Source organism: Actinacidiphila paucisporea (assembly GCF_900142575.1).
In the GTDB taxonomy this organism is placed as follows: Bacteria; Actinomycetota; Actinomycetes; order Streptomycetales; family Streptomycetaceae; genus Actinacidiphila; species Actinacidiphila paucisporea.
This window is the reverse complement of the sequence record NZ_FRBI01000005.1, coordinates 140,284-159,384: the sequence shown is the minus strand read 5'-3', so window position 1 is coordinate 159,384 and position 19,101 is coordinate 140,284. Positions and strand designations below refer to the sequence as shown.

At 70.7% G+C, this 19,101-nt stretch carries 16 protein-coding genes and 1 tRNA gene; 5 read left to right on the top strand and 12 right to left on the bottom strand.

Annotated elements, in window-relative coordinates:
- Positions 1-28: 28 nt before the first annotated feature.
- The 5 genes from BUE44_RS10445 to BUE44_RS10425 all read right to left on the bottom strand — a co-directional run bounded on the left by BUE44_RS10445 (position 29) and on the right by BUE44_RS10425 (position 5,972).
- Positions 29-1,489, bottom strand: coding sequence for a peptidoglycan D,D-transpeptidase FtsI family protein (locus BUE44_RS10445; protein ID WP_073496466.1), 1,461 nt, complete (start codon positions 1,487-1,489; stop codon positions 29-31).
- Positions 1,486-2,868 (bottom strand): FtsW/RodA/SpoVE family cell cycle protein, encoded by a 1,383-nt coding sequence (locus tag BUE44_RS10440; RefSeq protein ID WP_073496464.1) that lies wholly within the window; start codon positions 2,866-2,868, stop codon positions 1,486-1,488. Before BUE44_RS10440 ends, BUE44_RS10445 begins: the two co-directional genes overlap by 4 nt.
- Positions 2,869-2,890: 22 nt before the next feature.
- Positions 2,891-4,441, bottom strand: a complete 1,551-nt coding sequence (locus BUE44_RS10435) for a Stp1/IreP family PP2C-type Ser/Thr phosphatase (protein WP_235002016.1) — start codon at positions 4,439-4,441, stop codon at positions 2,891-2,893.
- 87 nt (positions 4,442-4,528) lie between these two features.
- Entirely contained in the window at positions 4,529-5,053 is a 525-nt protein-coding gene (locus BUE44_RS10430) for an FHA domain-containing protein FhaB/FipA (protein WP_073496460.1), read from the bottom strand.
- A gap of 10 nt (positions 5,054-5,063) precedes the next feature.
- Positions 5,064-5,972 carry an FhaA domain-containing protein gene (locus tag BUE44_RS10425; protein ID WP_073496458.1) on the bottom strand — a complete coding sequence of 303 codons (909 nt, stop codon included), beginning with the start codon at positions 5,970-5,972 and terminating at the stop codon, positions 5,064-5,066.
- A gap of 412 nt (positions 5,973-6,384) precedes the next feature.
- Here BUE44_RS10425 and BUE44_RS10420 point away from each other — a divergent pair.
- A tRNA-Leu gene (locus tag BUE44_RS10420) sits at positions 6,385-6,468 on the top strand.
- A gap of 270 nt (positions 6,469-6,738) precedes the next feature.
- Here BUE44_RS10420 and BUE44_RS10415 read toward each other — a convergent pair.
- Positions 6,739-7,359 (bottom strand): fasciclin domain-containing protein, encoded by a 621-nt coding sequence (locus tag BUE44_RS10415; RefSeq protein ID WP_073496456.1) that lies wholly within the window; start codon positions 7,357-7,359, stop codon positions 6,739-6,741.
- Between the two features lie 707 nt (positions 7,360-8,066).
- Between BUE44_RS10415 and BUE44_RS10405 the strand changes: the two genes are divergently transcribed.
- Positions 8,067-9,755, top strand: a complete 1,689-nt coding sequence (locus BUE44_RS10405) for a GtrA family protein (protein ID WP_159450241.1) — start codon at positions 8,067-8,069, stop codon at positions 9,753-9,755.
- 49 nt (positions 9,756-9,804) lie between these two features.
- Here BUE44_RS10405 and BUE44_RS10400 read toward each other — a convergent pair whose 3' ends face one another.
- From BUE44_RS10400 to BUE44_RS10380, 5 genes are read right to left on the bottom strand one after another with little or no spacing between them, the layout of a single operon-like run.
- Entirely contained in the window at positions 9,805-10,542 is a 738-nt protein-coding gene (locus BUE44_RS10400) for a response regulator transcription factor (RefSeq protein WP_073496454.1), read from the bottom strand.
- Between the two features lie 20 nt (positions 10,543-10,562).
- Positions 10,563-13,217, bottom strand: coding sequence for an ABC transporter permease (locus BUE44_RS10395; protein WP_073496452.1), 2,655 nt, complete (start codon positions 13,215-13,217; stop codon positions 10,563-10,565).
- On the bottom strand, positions 13,214-13,909 hold the full coding sequence (locus BUE44_RS10390) for an ABC transporter ATP-binding protein (protein WP_073496450.1): 696 nt from the start codon (positions 13,907-13,909) through the stop codon (positions 13,214-13,216). The genes BUE44_RS10395 and BUE44_RS10390 overlap by 4 nt, the downstream gene beginning before the upstream one ends.
- Positions 13,896-14,594: an ABC transporter ATP-binding protein gene (locus tag BUE44_RS10385; RefSeq protein WP_073496448.1), complete on the bottom strand. Its 699-nt coding sequence runs from the start codon at positions 14,592-14,594 to the stop codon at positions 13,896-13,898. Before BUE44_RS10385 ends, BUE44_RS10390 begins: the two co-directional genes overlap by 14 nt.
- Positions 14,591-15,250, bottom strand: a complete 660-nt coding sequence (locus BUE44_RS10380) for a hypothetical protein (RefSeq protein WP_073496446.1) — start codon at positions 15,248-15,250, stop codon at positions 14,591-14,593. Before BUE44_RS10380 ends, BUE44_RS10385 begins: the two co-directional genes overlap by 4 nt.
- Before the next feature lie 114 nt (positions 15,251-15,364).
- On the opposite strand from BUE44_RS10380, the gene BUE44_RS10375 reads away from it, so the two are divergent.
- Together BUE44_RS10375 and BUE44_RS10370 are read left to right on the top strand one after the other, a co-directional pair.
- Positions 15,365-16,654, top strand: coding sequence for a sensor histidine kinase (locus BUE44_RS10375; RefSeq protein ID WP_073496444.1), 1,290 nt, complete (start codon positions 15,365-15,367; stop codon positions 16,652-16,654).
- 255 nt (positions 16,655-16,909) lie between these two features.
- Complete coding sequence (locus tag BUE44_RS10370) at positions 16,910-17,821, top strand: serine hydrolase (protein ID WP_073496442.1); 912 nt, start codon at positions 16,910-16,912, stop codon at positions 17,819-17,821.
- A gap of 73 nt (positions 17,822-17,894) precedes the next feature.
- Here the strand turns inward: BUE44_RS10370 and BUE44_RS10365 are convergent, their stop codons facing one another.
- The gene (locus BUE44_RS10365) at positions 17,895-18,440 is read right to left on the bottom strand and encodes a hypothetical protein (protein ID WP_073496440.1); all 546 of its coding nucleotides are present in this window, start codon (positions 18,438-18,440) and stop codon (positions 17,895-17,897) included.
- Between the two features lie 119 nt (positions 18,441-18,559).
- Between BUE44_RS10365 and BUE44_RS10360 the strand changes: the two genes are divergently transcribed.
- Positions 18,560-19,081 (top strand): PadR family transcriptional regulator, encoded by a 522-nt coding sequence (locus BUE44_RS10360; RefSeq protein ID WP_073496854.1) that lies wholly within the window; start codon positions 18,560-18,562, stop codon positions 19,079-19,081.
- Positions 19,082-19,101 lie beyond the last annotated feature (20 nt).

Below are 19,101 nucleotides of genomic sequence, written 5' to 3'. Positions count from 1 at the left end.
GGGGCTCCACCGCGCGACCCTGTGGCGGTCACTTGTTGAGGACCGCCTCCATCACGCTCTTGGCGATCGGCGCCGCCAGACCGCCGCCGCTGATGTCGTCGCGGTTGGCCGAGCCGTCCTCGACGACCACGGCCACCGCGACCGGCGAGCCCTGGTCGGTCATGGCGTAGGAGACGAACCAGGCGTAGGGCGCCTTGTCGTTGTTGACGCCGTGCTGCGCGGTGCCGGTCTTGCCGCCGACCCTGACGCCGGGGATCTTCGCGTTCTTGCCGGTGCCGTCCGTGACGACCGTCTCCATCATGGACTGGAGCTTCTGCGCGTTCTCCGGCGACAGGGGCTGGCTCATCTTCTGGGGGTCGGTCTGCGAGATGGTGCTCAGATTGGGCGCCACCAGCTTGTCGACCTCGTAGGGCTGCATCAGCACGCCGTTGTTGGCGATGGCCGAGGCGACCATGGCCATCTGCAGCGGGGTCGCCGCGGTGTCGAACTGGCCGATGGAGGACAGGGCGACCTGGTCGGGGCTCATCTTGGTGTCGAAGTTGCTCGCGTCGGCCCGGACCGGGATGGTCTGCTCCTTGTTGAAGCCGAACTTCTCGGCCTCGTCGACCATGCCCTTGAGGCCGATGTTGGCGCCGAGATTGCCGAAGACGGTGTTGCAGGACTGCCGCAGCGCATTGCGCAGGCTGGCGTCCTTGCACTGGAGGTGGCCCTCGTTCACCAGCGGGGTTGTGGTGCCGGGCAGGGTGTACGGGTCGGGCGACGTCGTCTTGGCATTGATGTCGGTGACTTTTCCTGTCTCCAGTGCCGCCGCGGCCGTGACCAGCTTGAACGTCGATCCCGGCGGGTAGGTCTGGCGCAGCGCCCGGTTCAGCGACGGGTCGTTCGGGTCGTTCTTCTTGTCGAGCGCGATCCAGTTCTTCTCGTCGGTGGTGGAGTAGCCCGCGATGCCCGAGGGGTCGTACGACGGGGTGCTCGCCATGGCGAGGACGGCGCCGGTGCGCGGGTCGAGCGCGACCACCGCGCCCTTCTTGTCGCCCAGACCGTCGAAGGCCGCCTTCTGGGCCTTGGCGTTCAGCGTGGTCACCACGTTGCCGCCCTGCCGCTGCTTGCCGGTCAGCAGGTCGATGGTGCGGTTGAAGAACAGCCGGTCGTCGTTGCCGGTGAGGAACTTGTCCTCGACGCCCTCCAGCATGGTGGTGCCGTAGGCCTGCGAGGCGTGGCCGGTCACCGGCGCCCACATCGGACCGTCGGTGTAGGTGCGCTTGTACTTGAAGTCGCTGCCGTTGGTCTCGGTGTGGCCGGTGACGGCCTTGCCGTCGACGATGATGTTGCCGCGCGGCTGGGCGTACTGGTTGATGGCGACCCGGCGGTTGTGCGGGTCGTTGGAGAGCTGGTCGGCCTGGACGAACTGCACGTAGTTGACCCGCACCAGCAGGGCGAGGACGAGAAGACCGCAGAAGACCGCGACCCGTCGTAGCGGCTTGTTCACTGGTTACGCACCACCTGGGTCGCTTCGGCGTCGGGGGAGGGGGCGGGGCTCGGGGCCGGCCGCCGGGCGGTGTCGCTGATCCTCAGCAGGATCGCGACCAAGGCCCAGTTGGCGATCACCGAGGAACCTCCCTGGGCCATGAAAGGCATGGTCATACCGGTCAGCGGGATGAGCCCGGTCACACCGCCGGCGACCACGAAGACCTGGAGCGCGAAGCCGCCGGACAGGCCGATCGCCAACAGCTTGCCGAACGGGTCGCGGGCCGCGAGCGCGGTGCGTATACCGCGCTCGATCAGCAGCCCGTAGAGGAGCAGCACCGCCATCAGGCCTGCCAGGCCCAGCTCCTCGCCGACCGTGGCGAGGATGTAGTCGCTCTTGGGCGCGATGCCGTGGATCAGCCGCGAGTAGCCCTGGCCGAGTCCCGAGCCGAACAGCCCGCCGGAACCGAAGGCGTAGCGGGCCTGCGCGGTCTCGGTCACCGCGCCGTTCTGCAGGGCCAGCGGGTGCAGCCAGTCCTGCACGCGGATCTTCACGTGCGGCTCGGAGGACGCGACCGCGACCGCGCCGGCCGAGCTGAGCAGCAGGCCGAAGACGATCCAGCTGGTGCGCTCGGTCGCCACGTACAGCATGATCACGAACAGGCCGAAGAAGAGCAGCGAGGTGCCCAGGTCGGTCTCGAAGACCAGGATCAGCAGGCTGACCGCCCAGATCACCAGGATCGGGCCGAGGTCCCGGCCGCGCGGCAGGTACAGGCCCATCACCCGGCGGCTGGCGAGCGCCAGGGCGTCCCGCTTGACCATCAGGTAGCCGGCGAAGAAGACCGTGATGATGATCTTCGCGAACTCGCCCGGCTGGAGGGAGCCGATGCCGGGCAGGCTGATCCAGATCCGGGCGCCGTAGACGGGCGGGAAGAACACCGGCAGCACCAGCAGGACCAGCGCGAGCACCATCGAGATGTAGGTATAGCGCTGGAGGATGCGGTGGTCCTTGACCAGGACCAGCACCAGTACGAAGAGCACCACGCCGAAGGTCGACCACATCAGCTGCTTGGGCGCCATCGCGGAGCCCAGGGACGGCTCCTGGTCCAGCCGCCAGATCAGCACCAGGCCGAGGCCGTTGAGCAGGGTGGCGATCGGCAGCATCAGCGGGTCGGCGTACGGCGCGAACTTGCGCACCAGCAGGTGGGTCACCGTCGCCAGCAGACCGAGGCCGACGCCGTAACCGAGCAGGCCCGCCGGCACCGAGCCGTTCTTGGCCAGGCCGACGTTCGCGTAGGCGAAGACCGGGATGGCGACGGCGAAGACGAGCAGGGCGAGCTCGGTGTTGCGGCGGTTGGGAGCGCCGATCGACGTGATGGTGGTGGTATTGCTGGCGCTCATGTCGAGCCGACCCCTCCTGGTGTTACGGCTGGCCCGTGGTGCAGTTCTGGCGCAGCTTCTGCTCGTCCGACAAGGGCGTCGACGTCGGCGCCGATGTCGGGGCGGTGGTCGGGATGGTCGTCGGGGCGACGGTCGGGCTGATCGTCGGCGTGGGGTTCTTGGCCGTGGTGACGGCCGCGCCGCCGACGGGGGCGGTGGCCGCGCCGCCGGTCTTGCCGCTCGGCTTCGGCAGCTGCTGCTGGACCTTCTTCGCCGCGTCGGCGACCTCCTTGCACGCGGAGGCCTGCCTCGCCAGCTCGTCGGCCTTGTCGTCGGCCTGGCCGAGACTGCTCAGTGCGATGGTGCTTTCGACCTGGTCGCGCTGATACGCCGGAAGGTACTTGAGTTCGATATCGGTGCGGTCCTTGTGCACCTTCGACAGGTTGATCCAGGCCAGCTTCTGGTCGATGCCCTGGTAGACGGCGACATGGTCGTCCTTGGCCCCGACGTAGTACTGCGTCTGCGTCCAGGCGTAACCGGCGTACAGACCACCGGCCACCACCGCCAGCACGGCGACGCCGACCAGTGTGCGCTTGGGCCACTTGCGGCCCGCCGGCTTGTCGAAGTCGGAGTCGTCGTGGCCGCCGAAGCTGCCCAGCGGGGCGCTGAGGCCGCCCGGCACCGGGTCGCCGCTACCGGGCGGCCCGAAGGCGCCGGCCGGACCGGCCTGATGGGGGGTACGGCCCAGCTCGGCCGCGCGGCCTGCCGGGGTCTGCAGATGGCGGGCGTCGCTGAGCGGCAGCTGGGTGTCGGCGACCGCGCCGACCACCACCGGGGTGTCGTTGAGCTGCGCGGCCAGCGTGTCGCCGTCGTCGGTGTCCAGGACGTCGGCGACGATGCAGGTGATGTTGTCGGGGCCGCCGCCGCGCAGCGCGAGCTGGATCAGCTCCTGCACGGTCTCGTGCGGCGCCTGGTAGCCGGCAAGGGTGTCTTCCAGCGTCTGGTGGCTGACCACCCCCGACAGGCCGTCGGAGCAGATGAGATAGCGGTCGCCGACCCGGACCTCGCGGATGGACAGGTCGGGCTCGACCCGCTCGCCACTGCCCAGCGCGCGCATCAGCAGGGAGCGCTGCGGGTGGGTGGTGGCCTCCTCCTCGGTGATCCGGCCCTCGTCCACCAGCCGCTGCACCCAGGTGTGGTCCTGGGTGATCTGGGTGAGGACGCCGTCGCGCAGCAGGTACGCACGCGAGTCGCCGACATGCACCAGGCCGAGGCGCTGGCCGGTCCACAGCAGCGCGGTCAGGGTGGTGCCCATGCCCTCCAGCTGCGGGTCCTCCTGGACCATCTGCAACAGCTGGTCGTTGGCGCGCTGCACGGCCGTACCCAGCGACGTGAGGATGTCCGAACCGGGAATGTCGTCGTCAAGCGTGACAATGGTGGAGATCACCTCGGAGGAGGCGACCTCGCCGGCGGCCTGGCCGCCCATGCCGTCGGCGATCGCGAGCAGACGGGGGCCGGCGTAGCCGGAGTCCTCGTTCCCCTCGCGGATCATGCCCTTGTGCGAACCGGCGGCGAAACGCAGGCTCAGAGACATGCGCACCTCCCCCGTCGGCTCCGGGTACATCCGCACGCTGCCCACCCTCTCGCTCGCGCGTCGTGGCTCCGCTCGCCCATTGTGCGACTACTTCCGCAGCTCGATGACGGTCTTGCCGATGCGGATCGGCGCACCCAGCGGGACCGGCGTCGGCGTGGTCAGCCGGTTCCGGTCGAGATAGGTGCCGTTCGTGGATCCGAGGTCCTCGACGATCCACTGGCCGTCGCGGTCCGGGTAGATCCTGGCATGCCGGCTGGACGCGTAGTCGTCATCGAGGACAATCGTCGAGTCATGCGCGCGGCCCAGCGTGATGGTCTGGCCCTGCAGCGCCACCGTGGTGCCCGCGAGCGAACCCTCGGCAACCACCAGCTTGGTGGGGGCGCCCCGGCGCTGCCGGCCGTTCTGCGCCGGCTGCTGGCCGCGCCGGTCCTGCGCCGCGGCCTGCTGGCGCTGCTGCGGCGGGCGTGCCGCGGTCTCACCGCGGCGCCCGGAGCGCTGGGTCACCCGGGTCCCGAAGAGGTCGCTGCGGATGACCTGCACCGCGACGATCACGAACAGCCACAGAACGGCGAGGAAACCCAACCGCATGACCGTCAGGGTCAGCTCTGACATTGGCCCCGCTTCACCCTTCGGCTTGCCGGTAGACGATGGTGGTGCTCCCCACGACAATGCGGGAGCCGTCGCGGAGCGTAGCGCGCTGGGTGTGCTGCCCGTCCACCACGATGCCGTTTGTCGATCCGAGATCCTGCACCAGGGACGGCGTGCCCACTCTGATCTCGCAGTGTTTGCGTGATACGCCCGGGTCGTCCACCCGGACGTCCGCCTCGGTGGAGCGGCCGAGCACCAGGGTGCCCCTGGTGATCTGGTGCCGGGTGCCGTTGATCTCGATCCAGTGCCGGGTGCCGGCCGGGGCGCCGGTGCCGGGCAGCCGGGTGACGCCCGCCGGCGGGCGGCCGCCGGCGGGCGGCGGGGCCGCGGGCATCGGCGGCGGGGTCGCCGGGCGGCCGCCGGCCGCCGGGAAGGGGGCGCGGGGCGGCTGCTGGTAACCCTGCGGCTGCCGGTCCTGGACTGCCTGCGGATACGGCGGCTGCTGCGGGGAGCGCTGGGCCGGCTGGCCGTACTGGCCCTGCTGCTGGTCCTGCGGGAACTGGGACTCGCTGGACGCGAGAGTGCGGCTGCGCACCCGGTACAGGCCGGTGTCGAGGTCGGCGGCCCGCTCCAGGTGCACCTTGATGGTGCCCATGAACGTGTAGCGCTGCTGCTTGGCGTAGTCGCGGACCATCCCGGCCAGCTCGTCGCCCAACTGCACCGCGTACGGGCTCAGCCGCTCGAAGTCGGGGGTGCTCAGCTCGACGATGAAGTCGTTGGGCACCACCGTGCGGTCCCGGTTCCAGATCGTGGCGTTGTTGTCGCACTCGCGCTGCAGCGCGCCCGCGATCTCGACGGGTTGCACCTCGCTCTTGAACACCTTGGCGAAGGTGCCGTTCACCATGCCTTCCAGCCGCTGCTCAAAGCGCTTCAGTACTCCCACGGGGCACCTCCCTCCTCGGGGCCATCATCCGAGTCGAATCCGATACTGCTTACTGATCGTATCCACGCGCGGGAAAATCCTGTGGTTCCCCGATCACCCTGGACAGGCCAGTGTCAACCCTCACACCCGCCGCGCTTTCCCTCCCCCTGCCCACTGCGATGGTAGATGCGACCCCGTGCTCGGTGCTCTCCAGTGTCGCGCACCGCCGGGCCCACCCGCGCCGACTCCCTCCATCCCGACGGCCCGCCATTGCGCCGCCCCTTCACCTGCTTCCCAGCCTGGCCGCCCTCAGGCCGAACAGATGTGATTCCACCCCACGCCCCGTGCTAATCTTCTGCATGTCGGAAGGCACTCCCACCTCACCGGACCGAACAGTCCACCGGATGTGTGAGTATCGAACGGCAGCACCCATGCGCGGGTGGCGGAATAGGCAGACGCGCTGGATTCAGGTTCCAGTGCCCGAAAGGGCGTGGGGGTTCAACTCCCCCCTCGCGCACAGCGGGACACCGACGAATGGTGTCCTATCGCACCGACGAGAAGGTCGGCACCATGGTCATGGTGCCGACCTTCTTGTCGTGTCGGGCCAGGTCAGGCCGGGGTCGAGCTCGGACACGGGTGAGCGTCGGCGGCTGGGGGCCGTCTGGGCCGGCGGCGTGGGCGGTTGCGTCGACGGCGGCGCTCCGCAGCAGCCGGCGGTCGGGCGGCCGAGGCCCGGTGCGGCAGTACGGAAGGTCCGCACTGGCGCACCGGGCCGATCCGCCCCGGTTCAGCTGGGCGGCATCAGGACGGTGTCGACGAGGTAGACGGTGGCGTTCGCGGTGGGGATGTTGCCGCAGACGATGTCGGCCGATTTGTTGACCTTGAAGCTCGTGCCGGAGCCGGAGGTCGTGAGCTTGGAGCCCTCGAGGGTGGTGAACGAGCCGTTGGGCAGTTCCGCCTTCGTCACGTGCTGCTTCACCACGTGGTATTCCAGCGCCTTCTTCAGCTGCGTTGGATTGTTGGCCAGGGCGGTGCGCTGGGAGGACGACAGCTTCTGCCAGGCGGCGTTCGTGGGCGCGAACAAGGTGATGTCCTTCGACGTGTCGAGCGTGTTGGCGAGCTTGGCTCGGTTGACGTAGCCGACCAGGATGCTCAGCTGGGGGTTCCCGGTCGCTGCGGCCACGACCTTCTGCTTGGCCATGACCGCCGCGCTGCCGGCGCCGGTCTTGGGCAGCGAGGAGCAGCCGGGTCCGAAGACGCCGGAGGAGGTGGTCGAGGTTCCCGAGGGGCTGGGCGAGGGTGAGCTGGTCTGCGCGTGGGCCGCGGGCGCGAGGCCGCCGATGCTCAGCGGGATGGCGACGGCGGCGGCCGCTATCGCGGTGGTGAGGCTGGTACGTGACAGTGCCATGGAATCGCACCTCCATGAGCAGGCGGAGGCCCAGGGGCGAAGCGTTTGCCACCTGTGGGCCGTGTCCCCGTAGAAGGGGTTCTGCCTGCGAGAGAGACGTGGTCCGGTTTCTTGTCCCCCCACACAGAAGGTAGCCACAGGCCGGTACGTCCGCACGTCGGCGGCTGACACGGACCTGGACACTGCTCGACGACCAGATGGACGCGGTCCTGGAAGACCTGCGCGGCCGTGGCCTGCGCGAGCAAATGGTGCGAGAACAGCCGGGCGCTGCCACCCTCGAAGGGATGGCCTCAGGCGCACCTGCAGTAGCGCGGCACCGCCCGCTCGGGTGCAGTCCGACCGGGCCTCCATCCCCCACCGCATCTCGCGCGACCGCGCATTGTCTTCCCGCAGTGGAAAAGGAGGAGAGGACATGGCCCTGACCCGAAACCGGATCCTTTCTCTCGCGACGCCGAGCGCAGCAGCGGTGCCCGTGCCGCCGGGCGTGCGAGGGTTCGCGCCCGTCGCCTGCTCAGGGCACGGATCGGCTGCCCCCTCCCGGGCCCACCGCAGCCCGCGGTTCGTCCGCGGCACCAGCGCGCACCGCAGCGTCCTGTTGCCGACCGCCTAGCCACGAGGACGTCTCCATGTCTGTACGAGACAGGCGTGCCGAGGTGAGTACAGCGGCTTGGAGTCCTCTCGCGCGGGAAGTGGCGAGGTTCGCGGTCGTGGGGGGCACCGGCGTGGCGGTGAACCTGCTGACCTTCAACCTCGTCCGGCACCTCACGTCGATCGCGGTCGTGCCGGCGGGCATCATCGCCACCGTCGTGTCGATCGCCGTCAACTACGTGGGCTTCCGCTACTTCACCTACCGGGACCGGGACAAAAGCCGCCGTGCTCGCGAGATCGGGCTCTTCCTGGTGTTCAGCGCCATCGGGCTGCTGATCGAGAACGGCGTACTCGCCGTGGCGACGTACGGCTTCGGCTGGGACTCCCCGCTGCAGAGCAACGTCTTCAAGTTCTCCGGGATAGCCCTCGCGACGCTGTTCCGCTTCTGGTCCTACCGGATCTGGGTGTTCCGGGTGCTCCCCGAGTCGCCCGGGGCGTCGCAGCCCGGGAGCCGCGGGGCGCCCGGGCGGAAAGGCGCCGTACGGGCCTCGGGCACGGCAGGTTGGCCGCGCAGGGCGGGTCCGCCCGGATCGTTCCTGGACGAGGCACGTGCGTCCCTGCGGTCGGCGACGCCCGGCATCCTGGCGTTCATCGCCGCCCGGACCGGCAGCCTGCTGGCACTGGTGCTGCTCGGCTCCGGGACGCCGCGCCACACCTTGCACCGCTTGGCCGTGCACTGGGATGCCGCCTGGTACATCGACATCGCCCGGCACGGCTACGACCACTCCCTCCACCCGCCCGTGGCGGCCGGACACCCTTCCCCCCGCAGCAACCTCGCGTTCTTCCCCCTGTATCCGGCCCTGATCAAGGCGGTGCACACCGCCCTGCCCGTGGCGGGATGGGGCGGAGCCGCGCTGCTCGTGGTCGGCGCCTGCGCCCTGGTAGCGGCCTGGGGCATCCACGCGGTCACCGCCTACTGCTACGGCCGTCGCGTGGCCGTGTTGACGACGGTGCTGTGGGGCATCGCGCCCCTGGCCGTGGTGGAGAGCGCCGGATACAGCGAGGCCGCGTTCACCGCACTGGCCGCCTGGGCACTCCTGGCGGTCCTGAGACACAAATGGCCGGCGGCCGCCGCGTTGTCCGTGGCGGCGGGGCTGACCCGCCCCGCCGGGGTCGCGGTCGCGGTCGCGGTCATGGCGGCGGCCTGCCATGAGGTCGTCCAACGCCACCGGCGGCGCCGGGCATCCGCGGTACCGGACCCGCCTCCCGCGCAGGCGCAGGCGTCCGGCCCGGCGCCTATGCGGTTGTGGCAACCGGTCACCGCGTTCGTCGCCGCACCGCTGGGCTGGCTGGGCTTCATCGCCTGGACCGGCCGGCGGATGCACGACTGGCGGGCCTACTTCCGCATCCAGTCCATGTGGAACTCGCGCTTCGACTTCGGGATCCACACTGCCGGCCAGTTCCGCGGCCTGTTCACCCGCGACCCATCGGCCCACCTGTCCTTCTCGATCACCGCGCTGCTCCTCGTCGCAGGCCTGATACTTCTGGCGGTGACCATCGCCCAACGGCAGCCACTTCCACTCGTGATCTACAGCTTGATCATCACCGCCATAGCGCTTGGCGACACAGGGCACTGGTCATCCCGCGGCCGCTTCCTGCTCCCGGCCTTCCCGCTGCTGATCCCCGTCGCAACAGGACTGTCCCAGGCTCGCAAACGCCTCACGCCGATCGCCGTCACGGCCGGCCTGGGCACCCTCACCGCCTGTTACGGCGCCTACGTCATGCTCTACTCCGTCCGCGCACCCTGACGGCACCCCTCAACGCCTCATCGCGTCGTGCCACGGGTGGGCCTCCTTCTCAGGATGGGGGTGGTTCGAGCCGGTAGCCGTGCCCGCGGAGCGTGTCGATGTGGGGCAGGCGTGGCTGGTCCAGGGTCGCTTCTGCTGCCTCGAGGCGGCGGCGGAGGGCGGCCATCGTCACGTCGAGGGTTTTGGTCGGTCCGAACCAGTTCGCGTCCCACACCTGCGCCATCAGTTCCTCGCGGGAGACCGCGATGCCAGGCTGCTGGGCGAGCGCCGCCAGAAGTTCGAATTCCTTGGGGCGCAGAACGACTTCGGTGCCGGCTGCCAGGCAGCGGCGTGAGGAGGGGTCCACGGTGAGGTCGCCCAGCTGGATCGGCTGGCGGGCGGTGTGGGCGTCGGCCGGCCGACGGCGCAGGTGGGCTCGCAGGCGGGCGAGCAGCACGCTCAAACTGAAGGGCTTGACGAGGTAGTCGTCCGCGCCGGCGTCGAGGCCGGCGATGACATCGATCTCGTCGCTGCGTGCCGTGAGGATGACGATCAGCAGGTCGGGATGGTCGGCTCGCAGCCGGCGGGCGACATCCATCCCGTCGGTGTCGGGGAGTCCGAGGTCCAGCAGGACTGCGTCGTGGCGATGGTGTGCGGCCTCGGCAAGGCCGTTGACTCCGGTGCGGGACCAGGTCGCCGCGTAGCCGTTTCCCCGCAGCCCTGTATGGAGATGGCGGCCGATCGCCTCGTCGTCTTCGATGACCAGGATGCTGGTGACGGCCGGCCCGTACGGGTTTGGCGCAGGCATGCCTGGAAGGGTACGTGCACTCACAGTTCACGCAGCTCCTCGACGGCCGGACGGGAGAAGCTGCGGGCGCTGCCCAGCGCCGCGGAGGCGATGGCCGCAAGAGCGACGCCGCCGGTCAGGGCGAGGTAGGCCCAGGGTACGGCGACGGCCGATGGCGGCGGGTCGAAGACGCCGGTGAGCACCTTCACCAGCATCTGCGAAAGCGCCCAGCCGATGAGTGCACCCCCGAGCAGGCCGCCGGCTGCGGTGACGGCGGCCTCGCTGAGCATCAGCCCGCGTACCTGGCGCCTGCCGGCACCCAGGACGGTGGTGATCGCGAAGGTGCGCCGCCGCTCGGCGAGTCCGAGGACCAGCACGATGCCGCCGGCGCCGGCGGCCAGCAGGACCGCGAAGAACAGCTCGATGCGGGTCAGGCCGGACAGGTCGACGGAGGTCAGGCTGGAGCCCACCGCGTTGCGGGTGCGGGTGATGTCGGTGACCGTCGCCGTGGTGCCGAGCTGCGAGCGCAGGCGGTCACCCACCTGCTTCTGATGGGTGCCTCCGGTGTCGACGAGGAAGGCGCCGACCGCAGCGCTGCCGGTCGACTTGGCGACGTAAGCCGCGTTGGCGACGAGGAAGCTGTCCTTGGGGGCGGTGGGGAACTCCTTGACGACGCCGGCGAAGTGGAAGGGGACCGTGCGCAGGGCCCCGGTGCGGGCGTAGGGCAGTCGCAGATTGATCAGGTCGCCGGGGGCCAGTTGGAAGTCGCGAACGGTCTCAGCGCTCACCAGGAGGGAGTCGGGCCGCGCCTTCAGGGCGGCCATCAAGTCGTGGGCGGTGTCGCCGGCGAAGTACGCGTCCTGCAGCGCGGTGACAGACCCGACGCTGGTGGGCCGCACGCCGTAGAGGTCCTGGAGGTCGGATCCGACGTACGCGAACCGGTGCTGGATCGGCTCGACGTGGTGCACTCCGGATACGGCTGCCAGGGCGGACGCGCCCTCGGGGCCGGTCGCGGCGCCTGGCGGCTCGGTTACGGTGACGTCCGCGCCGTTGGTCAACTGGGCGTCGGCTTCGGCCTGTTGCCGGTAGGTGGCGTTGAATGTGGCGGTCGAGGCGGCGAAGGACAGGGCAAGGGCGAACAGCACGACGGAACGGGCCAGCGGGCGGCGCCTGCGGTTGATGCCGGCTGCGGCGGTGCCGGCCAGGGTGCCGGTCAGTGGACGGGCGAGGCGGGTCAGCAGGCCCCTGCCGTGGCGGAGGGCGAAGGCGGTCAGGCGCCACAGGACCAGGGCCGATCCGAGCCACAGCAGCCCAGGGCCCAGAAACGCCCAGTAGGACACGGAGATGCTGGCGACGCCTTCGGGCGCGAGGACCAGCGCGTAGTTGTTGCCGCTCGAGGCTCGGAAGACCAGCAGCGACCCGGCGAGCATCACGATGTCCAGGCCGTAGCGCATCCACAGGGGTGAGCGGTCACGGCGGCCGACGCTCCGACGGGCCTGGGCGACCGTTGCCGCCCGCAGATCCCGGATCGCGGGTACCAGGACGACCAACAGCGCCACAGCGAGACCGAGGGCGAAGGCGGTACCCGACCACAGGGCTGCCGAGGTGGCCGTCGCTCCGAACGAGGCCGTCCCGAAGGCGGCGCGCCCGGCGACTGCGGCCAGGCCGAGGCCCAGCAGTCCGCCGGCAGTGCCGATGAGCAGGGCCTCGATCACGGCGAGGGTGCCGACCTTGCGCGGTGCCAGGCCGCGGGTGCGCAGCAGGGCCTGTTCGCCCCGTCGCCGGTCCGCGCCGGACCCGGCCACGGCGGCGGTGAGCAGGGCGGCGAGGGTCACGCCGGGCGCGCCGAGGAAGAGGAAGAGTATCTGCGCGTACAGGGCGTCCTCGCGGGCGGCGCCGAGGGCCGCGCCGATGTTGTCTCCCACCAACGCGCCCCCGGCGCTGCGGACTTCGAGGTTGTGGGCGGCGCCGGTGACCGCGGTGTAGGCGGCTGCCGGGTCCGAGGGCAGGCGGGCGTTGCGGGCCACGTGGATCTGTGTGGTGACGGCGGTCGCTCCGGCGGCCCCGGTCAGTCGGCTGAACGCGGCTGCCGGGAGCAGGATCACGTTGTCGGGGGGCGCCGTGGGCTGGGACTGGGGGGGTGCTCCGACCTTCTGGAACAGGGAGTCGGCCTGCGGCAGGTCGACGACGCCGTCGACCTTCACCCGGGTCTCGGGGGCCCCGGGCAGGGTGATGGTGACGGTGTCGCCGGGCGCGGCGTGGAGGTTGGCCGCGGTCTGCTGCGCGAGTTCGACACCTGCGGGGGTGCCGGTCAGCTGGCGGATCTCCTGCGGGAAGGCGGAGCTGTAGCCGTCGGGCATGCCGAGGGCCGTCCCCGGTCCTGTGCTCTGCACGGAGCCGCCGGCTCTTGCCTGGAATCCGGAGGTGCGGGCGAAGCCGACGGGCAAGGCTGTTCTCACCCCGGGTGAGGTCCGCACGCTGCGGAGGACGGTTGCCGGATCGGTGCCTGCCTGGACCTCCACCTGCCAGTCGACGGCGACCGATCGGGCGGCCCGCGCGGTCATCGTCGACTTCGATGCGGTCAGGAACGAGCCGAGGGCGGCCGCGAGGGCGACGGCGAGCGCGATGCCCAGGGCGGTGGCCGCCAGCCGTCCGGAGCGCCGCCGGATCAGTCCCGCGGCCCAGGTGATGATCATGACTGTGGTCCTTGGGTGCCGTGGGGTGCAATGAGCCGTCCTTCGTGCATCTCCCGCCGGATGGCGAGACGTCGTGCGACGGCGTGGTCGTGCGTGGTCACGACGAGTGCCGCGCCGAGCATGTCCACCGCGCTGATCAGGACATCGATGACGTGGTCGGCGGTGGCACGGTCGAGATGTCCGCTCGGCTCGTCCGCCAGGACGAGCCGGGGCGACTGGGTGAGCACGCGGGCGATCGCCACGCGCTGGGCCTGTCCGCCGGACAGCTCCTCGGGCAGGCGTCGCGCCAGGCCGGCGATGCCCAGGTCGTGCAGGCTGGCTTGCGCGCGCCGTTGCGCCTGGCCTTCCGGCACGCCGGCCAGGACCAGCGGCAGGGCCGTGTTCTCGACCACGTCGAGTGCCGGGATCAGGCTCGGGCCCTGGAACACGACGCCGATCTGATGGATGGGTGCCGATTCCGCGGACGGGGTGTCGAGGCCAGGCCAGGACACCCGTCCGCCGCTGGGGCGTTCCAGCCCGGCCAGCAGGTGCAGCAGGGTGGATTTCCCCGATCCGGAAGGTCCGACGACGGCGGTGCGGTCGCCTGCCCGGACCTGGAAAGTGGCACCGTGCACGGCCACCACGGCGGTCGGGCCACGGCCGTAGGTGCGGGCGGCGTCGCGGGCGTCGACCAGGACGTCAGCGCTCGTCATCGAGGATCCTTCCGTCGTCCAGACTGATCACCCGGTCGGCGATCCGCAGCGCCTGACGGCTGTGGGTCACCAGCAGCACGCCGCGCGAGGTGTCGCGGTGGGCCCGCAGCAGGTCGAGGATCCTGCGTTCGGTCGAGCCGTCGAGTTCGCCGGTGGGTTCGTCGGCCAGGAGGACATCGGGGTCGTTGGCCAGGGCCACTGCCAGCCCGGCGCGGGCCAGTTCGCCTCCGGACAACTGGCGGGGCAGGGCGTGAGCGCGGTGTGCCAGTCCTGTGCGTTCCAGCAGTTCGGTCATCGGCTGGGAGCTCTTTCCGCGCGCGGCACTGCGGGCGAGGCGGATGTTGTCGCGGACGCTGAGGTGGGCGACGAGGTTGCCGGACTGCGTCACGACTCCGATGTGCTGGGCTCGCAGGCGTGCTCTTTCGCTTTCGGGGCGGTGGCTGAGGCGTTCGCCGGCGATGTGGACGGTGCCTCCGGCGGGCTCGTCGAGTCCGGCCAGGCAGGCGAGCAGGGTGGATTTGCCCGATCCCGAGGGTCCGATGACGGCGACGGTCTCACCGCGCGCGACGTGCAGACTGACGCCGCGCAGAGCGAGGGTCTCTTCCTCACCGGCGCGGAAGAACCGGTAGAGGTCGCGTGCGTCGAGGGCGTGGTCCGCCATGGAGGTGCCGTTGGTTCCGGTCATCGCCAGGTGAGGGAGTCGGTCACGATCCGCCAGGGGTCGACGTTGTCGGCTCCTACGGGTCCGGACAAGGTGAGGTCGACCTCGCGGCCCGCCTGATGGAACGCGTAGCGTTCGAAGGCGTCCTTGACGACCTTGCCTGTGACGGGGTCGGCCGCCGCGTCGCCGCGGTAGGTCAGCAGGACGGCTTGACCCGCCCTGCGGCTGACGGCGGAGACCTTCGGTGAGGCGAAGTTCGCGATGCTCTGCCGAAGTCGGGGAACCACGGTCGCGGTCACCGTGCTGGGGGTCGGTGCCGCGCCGCCGGAAAGGGCCTCGATCTGGATGCGGTTGAGCTTGTCGGTGAACGTCGTCACCGCCCCGGCGTCGGTGCGGGCCCAGCCCTCGGGGACCTTGACGGTGAAGCCGCCGCCCCTGGGGCTGAAGGCCACGTAGGCCTGGTTGTCGGGGATGTCGCCGGCTGGGTTGGACTCGGCGGCCGGCGGACCGGAGGCGCTCGTGGGGGAGTCGGTGGTAGCGCTCGTCACGGGGGCAGAGGCGGTCGTACTGGTGCTGCCGGTGGCGTGCGTCGAACCACCCGAGGAGCCGCAGGCGGTCGTCACCACTGCGGCAAGGACGAACCCGGCGGATGTCAGAAGGAGTTCGCGTGGTGTGGTCATGCCGCAGACGCTACGAACCCGCCGGTTAGAGCCAGGGGCAGCGCGGGTTAGACGACGGCAAAATTGGGGGCCGATCGGTGCGGGCCGGTCCCGCGGAGCCCGCATGATGGGTCCATGAGACAGCGTGTGGCCCGCGTGGCCGTAGCGGCCGTGCTGCTCGCGCTCGTCCTGCTCGCGCTGCCGCTGGCCGTGGGAATTCGGGTCGCCGCTTTCGACGACGAGCGTGGCAGGCTGGAGCGGGACGCGCTGGCCGCCGCGGTGCGCGTGGGCCCGGAGTTCTCCGCCGGCGACCCGGTGGAGCTGCCCACTCCCCCGGGCGGGACGCAGGTGGGCGTGTACGACGCAGGCATGCGTCTGCAGGCGGGGGCCGGCCCGCGTACCGGGGACGCGGCGACGCGGCGGGCCGCCTCCACAGTCGCCGTCAGCGAGCGCTCTGGCGGGCACATCGTGGTGGCCGTCCCCGTATCGAGCAACGAGCAGGTCATCGGCGTCGTGCGGGCGGCCGTCGACGCCGGGCACGTATGGTCCCGCGTGCTGGCGGCCTGGGCACTGCTGTCAGGGGTGGCCGCGTTCGCCCTGGCGGTCGCGGTCCTCGTCGCCCGGCGGCAGGCCCGCGCGCTGTCGGCACCGCTGGAGAACCTCTCCTCGGTCTGCCAGGACATCGCCGACGGTGACCTGACCGCCCGCGCGGCGAGCAGCCACATAGCCGAGATCGACCAGGTGGCCCGCACCCAGAACGCCATGGTCGCCGAGCTGGCACGTCTACTGCGACACGAGCGGCACTTCACGGCGAACGCGTCCCACCAGTTGCGGACACCGCTGGCCGGACTGCAACTCGGCCTCGAAACCGCGCTCGCCACACCGGACGTCGACCTGCGTGCGGCGATCGAGGAGGCCCTGGCCCAGAGCGGACACCTGCACCACACGATCGACGAGGTCCTGCGCCTGGCCAAGGCGAAGGCCGAGGGGGGAAGGGGCGGCAGCGCCACCCGGACGGCCGCCGTCCTGCTCGATCGCGTCGAAACCCGCTGGCACGGCGTGTTCGCCCAGGAACAGCGCCGCCTCGCCATACGGCTCGCCCCCGGCGTGGAGGACCTTCCGCTGCCCGACCGCGCTGTCGGCCAGATCCTTGACGTGCTGCTGGAAAACGCTCGTGTTCACGGCAGCGGACGCGTGGACGTGACCGTGCGGGAGACCAGCGGCGGGCTCGCGTTCGACGTGGCCGACGAGGGCCGGATGAGCTTCCCGTCGGCCAGGCTGTTCGACCGGGGGGCGACGATCGGGCCCGGCACCGGGATCGGCCTGTCACTGGCCCGGGACCTGGCCGAGGCCTCCGGTGGCAGGCTCTCCCTGGCCGGCTCCTCGCCCACCGTGTTCACCCTGCTGCTGCCCTGCGGCGGGTGAACCCGGCGGCGCGAGCACGGCCGACCCCGCCGCCCGCAGCCTGATCGAGGATCACCGTCGCGCCGTGTCGCGTCGCGATCGCTCTGGAGGTGGGCAACCCGAGCGTCCGGGCATCAGACAATCCGTGCCATCCGCTTTGTGACCCTTATCGCAATTGCACCTGAAGGTGAGCTTTGGTGACGGGGCTCACTCCCACCGGCGTGCGGTTTGCCTATCTTTGGCACCGACCAGAACTCCTGATGAGGTTGCCTTTTGATGCCGTACCGATCACGCTGCACGCCGCGCGCGAAATCCACCGCGCGGCCCACTCGGAAAGCCGCTGCCAAGCTTGGTGGCGGTTTCCTCGCAGCCGTCACCGCACTTGTCACGGTCGGTGCGCTGGGCGCGGGGTCGGCCGCTGCGGCGGCACCGTCGTCAACACCGCAACCCGGTGTTTCCGTCACGCATCTCCCTGCGGAGGTGCATCCCCGAGGCGCAGCGCGTGTCACGGCAGCGGTGCTGCCGCTGGATGGCGCAAACCGGAAGGTCACCGTCTTCGGGGACGACCACGCCTACGACACCGCCAGCATCGTCAAGGTCGACATCCTGGCCGCAGTACTGCTGCAGGCGCAGGGCGCGGGGCGGACGGCCACCGCGCAGGAGCGCGCGTATGCGCAGCCGATGATCCAGCACAGCGACAATGCCGCGGCGAACACGCTGTGGCGGCAGATCGGACGGGCGCCGGGACTGGACTCGGCGAACAAGCGTCTGGGGCTGACCGGGACGAAGGGCGGTCCCGGCAACAAGTGGGGGCTCACCCGGACAACTGCGAGTGACCAGATACGACTCCTGGCGGCGGTGTTCGGCTCCGGCGGGACACCGGCTACGGCCTCCGGCGTCCTGGCGAAGGAATCCCGGGCGTACGTCCAGACCCTGATGAGCAGCGTCGAGCGCGGCCAGTCATGGGGCATCTCGGCGGCCGGCGGCTCGTCGTGGGCGGTGAAGAACGGCTGGCTGCAACGCGATGCGACCGGCCTCTGGGACATCAACAGCATCGGACTGTTCACGGTCAACGGACATCGCTGCCTCATGGCGGTCCTTTCGGACCGCAGTACGTCGATGAGCGAAGGTGTCAAACTGGTGGAAAGTGTGGCGCGCGCGACAGCTCGTTCGGCACTGGCGAACTGAGGGTTGCGGGGGTCCCGTGTCGCGAGCCGGGTGCTCGTCGCGGTGGTGGCGCGGCCGGGCCGGGCGGGCCCGCTCAGGCCAGGCGGGCGCGGACGCGGTCGGGGTAGCGGGCGGTGAAGATCGCGGGGGCGGCGAACCCGGCTATCTGGAGCGGGACCGAGGCCGCGTCGCCGAGATGGGCGGCGCTCGCGCCGGCCAGGAGCGCCGCGGTGACGGTGAAGGAAGCGGCCCACACCCGGGTGAGCACGACGTTGATCCGCAGGAAGACCGGGTTGTGCCACAGCTCGGCGGGGGTCTGGCGGCGGGCTATGCCCAGGGTGAAGGGGCGGCCGACGGCCAGTCCGGCCCAGGCGGTCGCGGCGAGCCAGCCCAGCGAGAGTGCGCCCGTGACGTGCCGCACCGGGCTGTCGGGGGCGGCGAAGGCGAAGGCGGTCAGCGCGGCGAACCAGAGGACCGTGCTGTGCTCCAGGATCAGCGAGTCGGCCGGGACTCCCGACCTGCGGTCCCGCACGACCAGCTGCAGCCCGAGCAGCAGGCCGGCCAGCGCGCCCCACTGCCAGCCGACCGACGAGACGGCGGCGAAGGCGATCCAGGGGATGAAGCCGCGCAGGTAGTTCATGGGAGTCCCTCCGTTGGTCCGGGTGCTGCCGCCCGGGTGTCGTTACGTTCCAACTCTGACATGTCTGAAGTGGAAGGTCAAGGATTGACCTGTCAAGAGTGGAAGGTACAATGGTGCGCATGAGTCTTCGCCACGCGGTTCTCGGGCTGCTCGCCGATCGCACGGCCAGCGGCTACGACCTGATGAAGCTGTTCGACACCTCACTCGCCAACGTCTGGCCCGCCACGCAGAGCCAGGTCTACGGGGAGCTGGGCAAGCTGGCCGGGTCCGGTCTGATCGAGGTGTCCGCCGAGGGCCCGCGCGGCCGCAAGGACTACGCGATCACCAAGCGCGGCCTCGACGAGCTGCGCAGCTGGCTGATCGACACCGAGCCGGATCGCACCCGCCGCAGCGAGACCCTGCTGAGGGTCTTCTTCCTCGGCGTCCTCACTCCGGTGGAGTCGGTCACCTACCTCAGTGTCGAGGCGGCCCGCGCGGCCGGCGAGCACGCCGAGCTGGAGCGGCTGGACGCCCAGGTGGACTGGGGGGACGACCATCTGTCGGTCTACGGGCGGCTCGCGCTGGAGTACGGGCTGCGGCTGACCGCCATGCAGGAGGAATGGGCGAGTTGGGCCAGGGACCAGGTCGGCGAGCTGACCTGAGGTCGCGGCGGCCGGCCGTG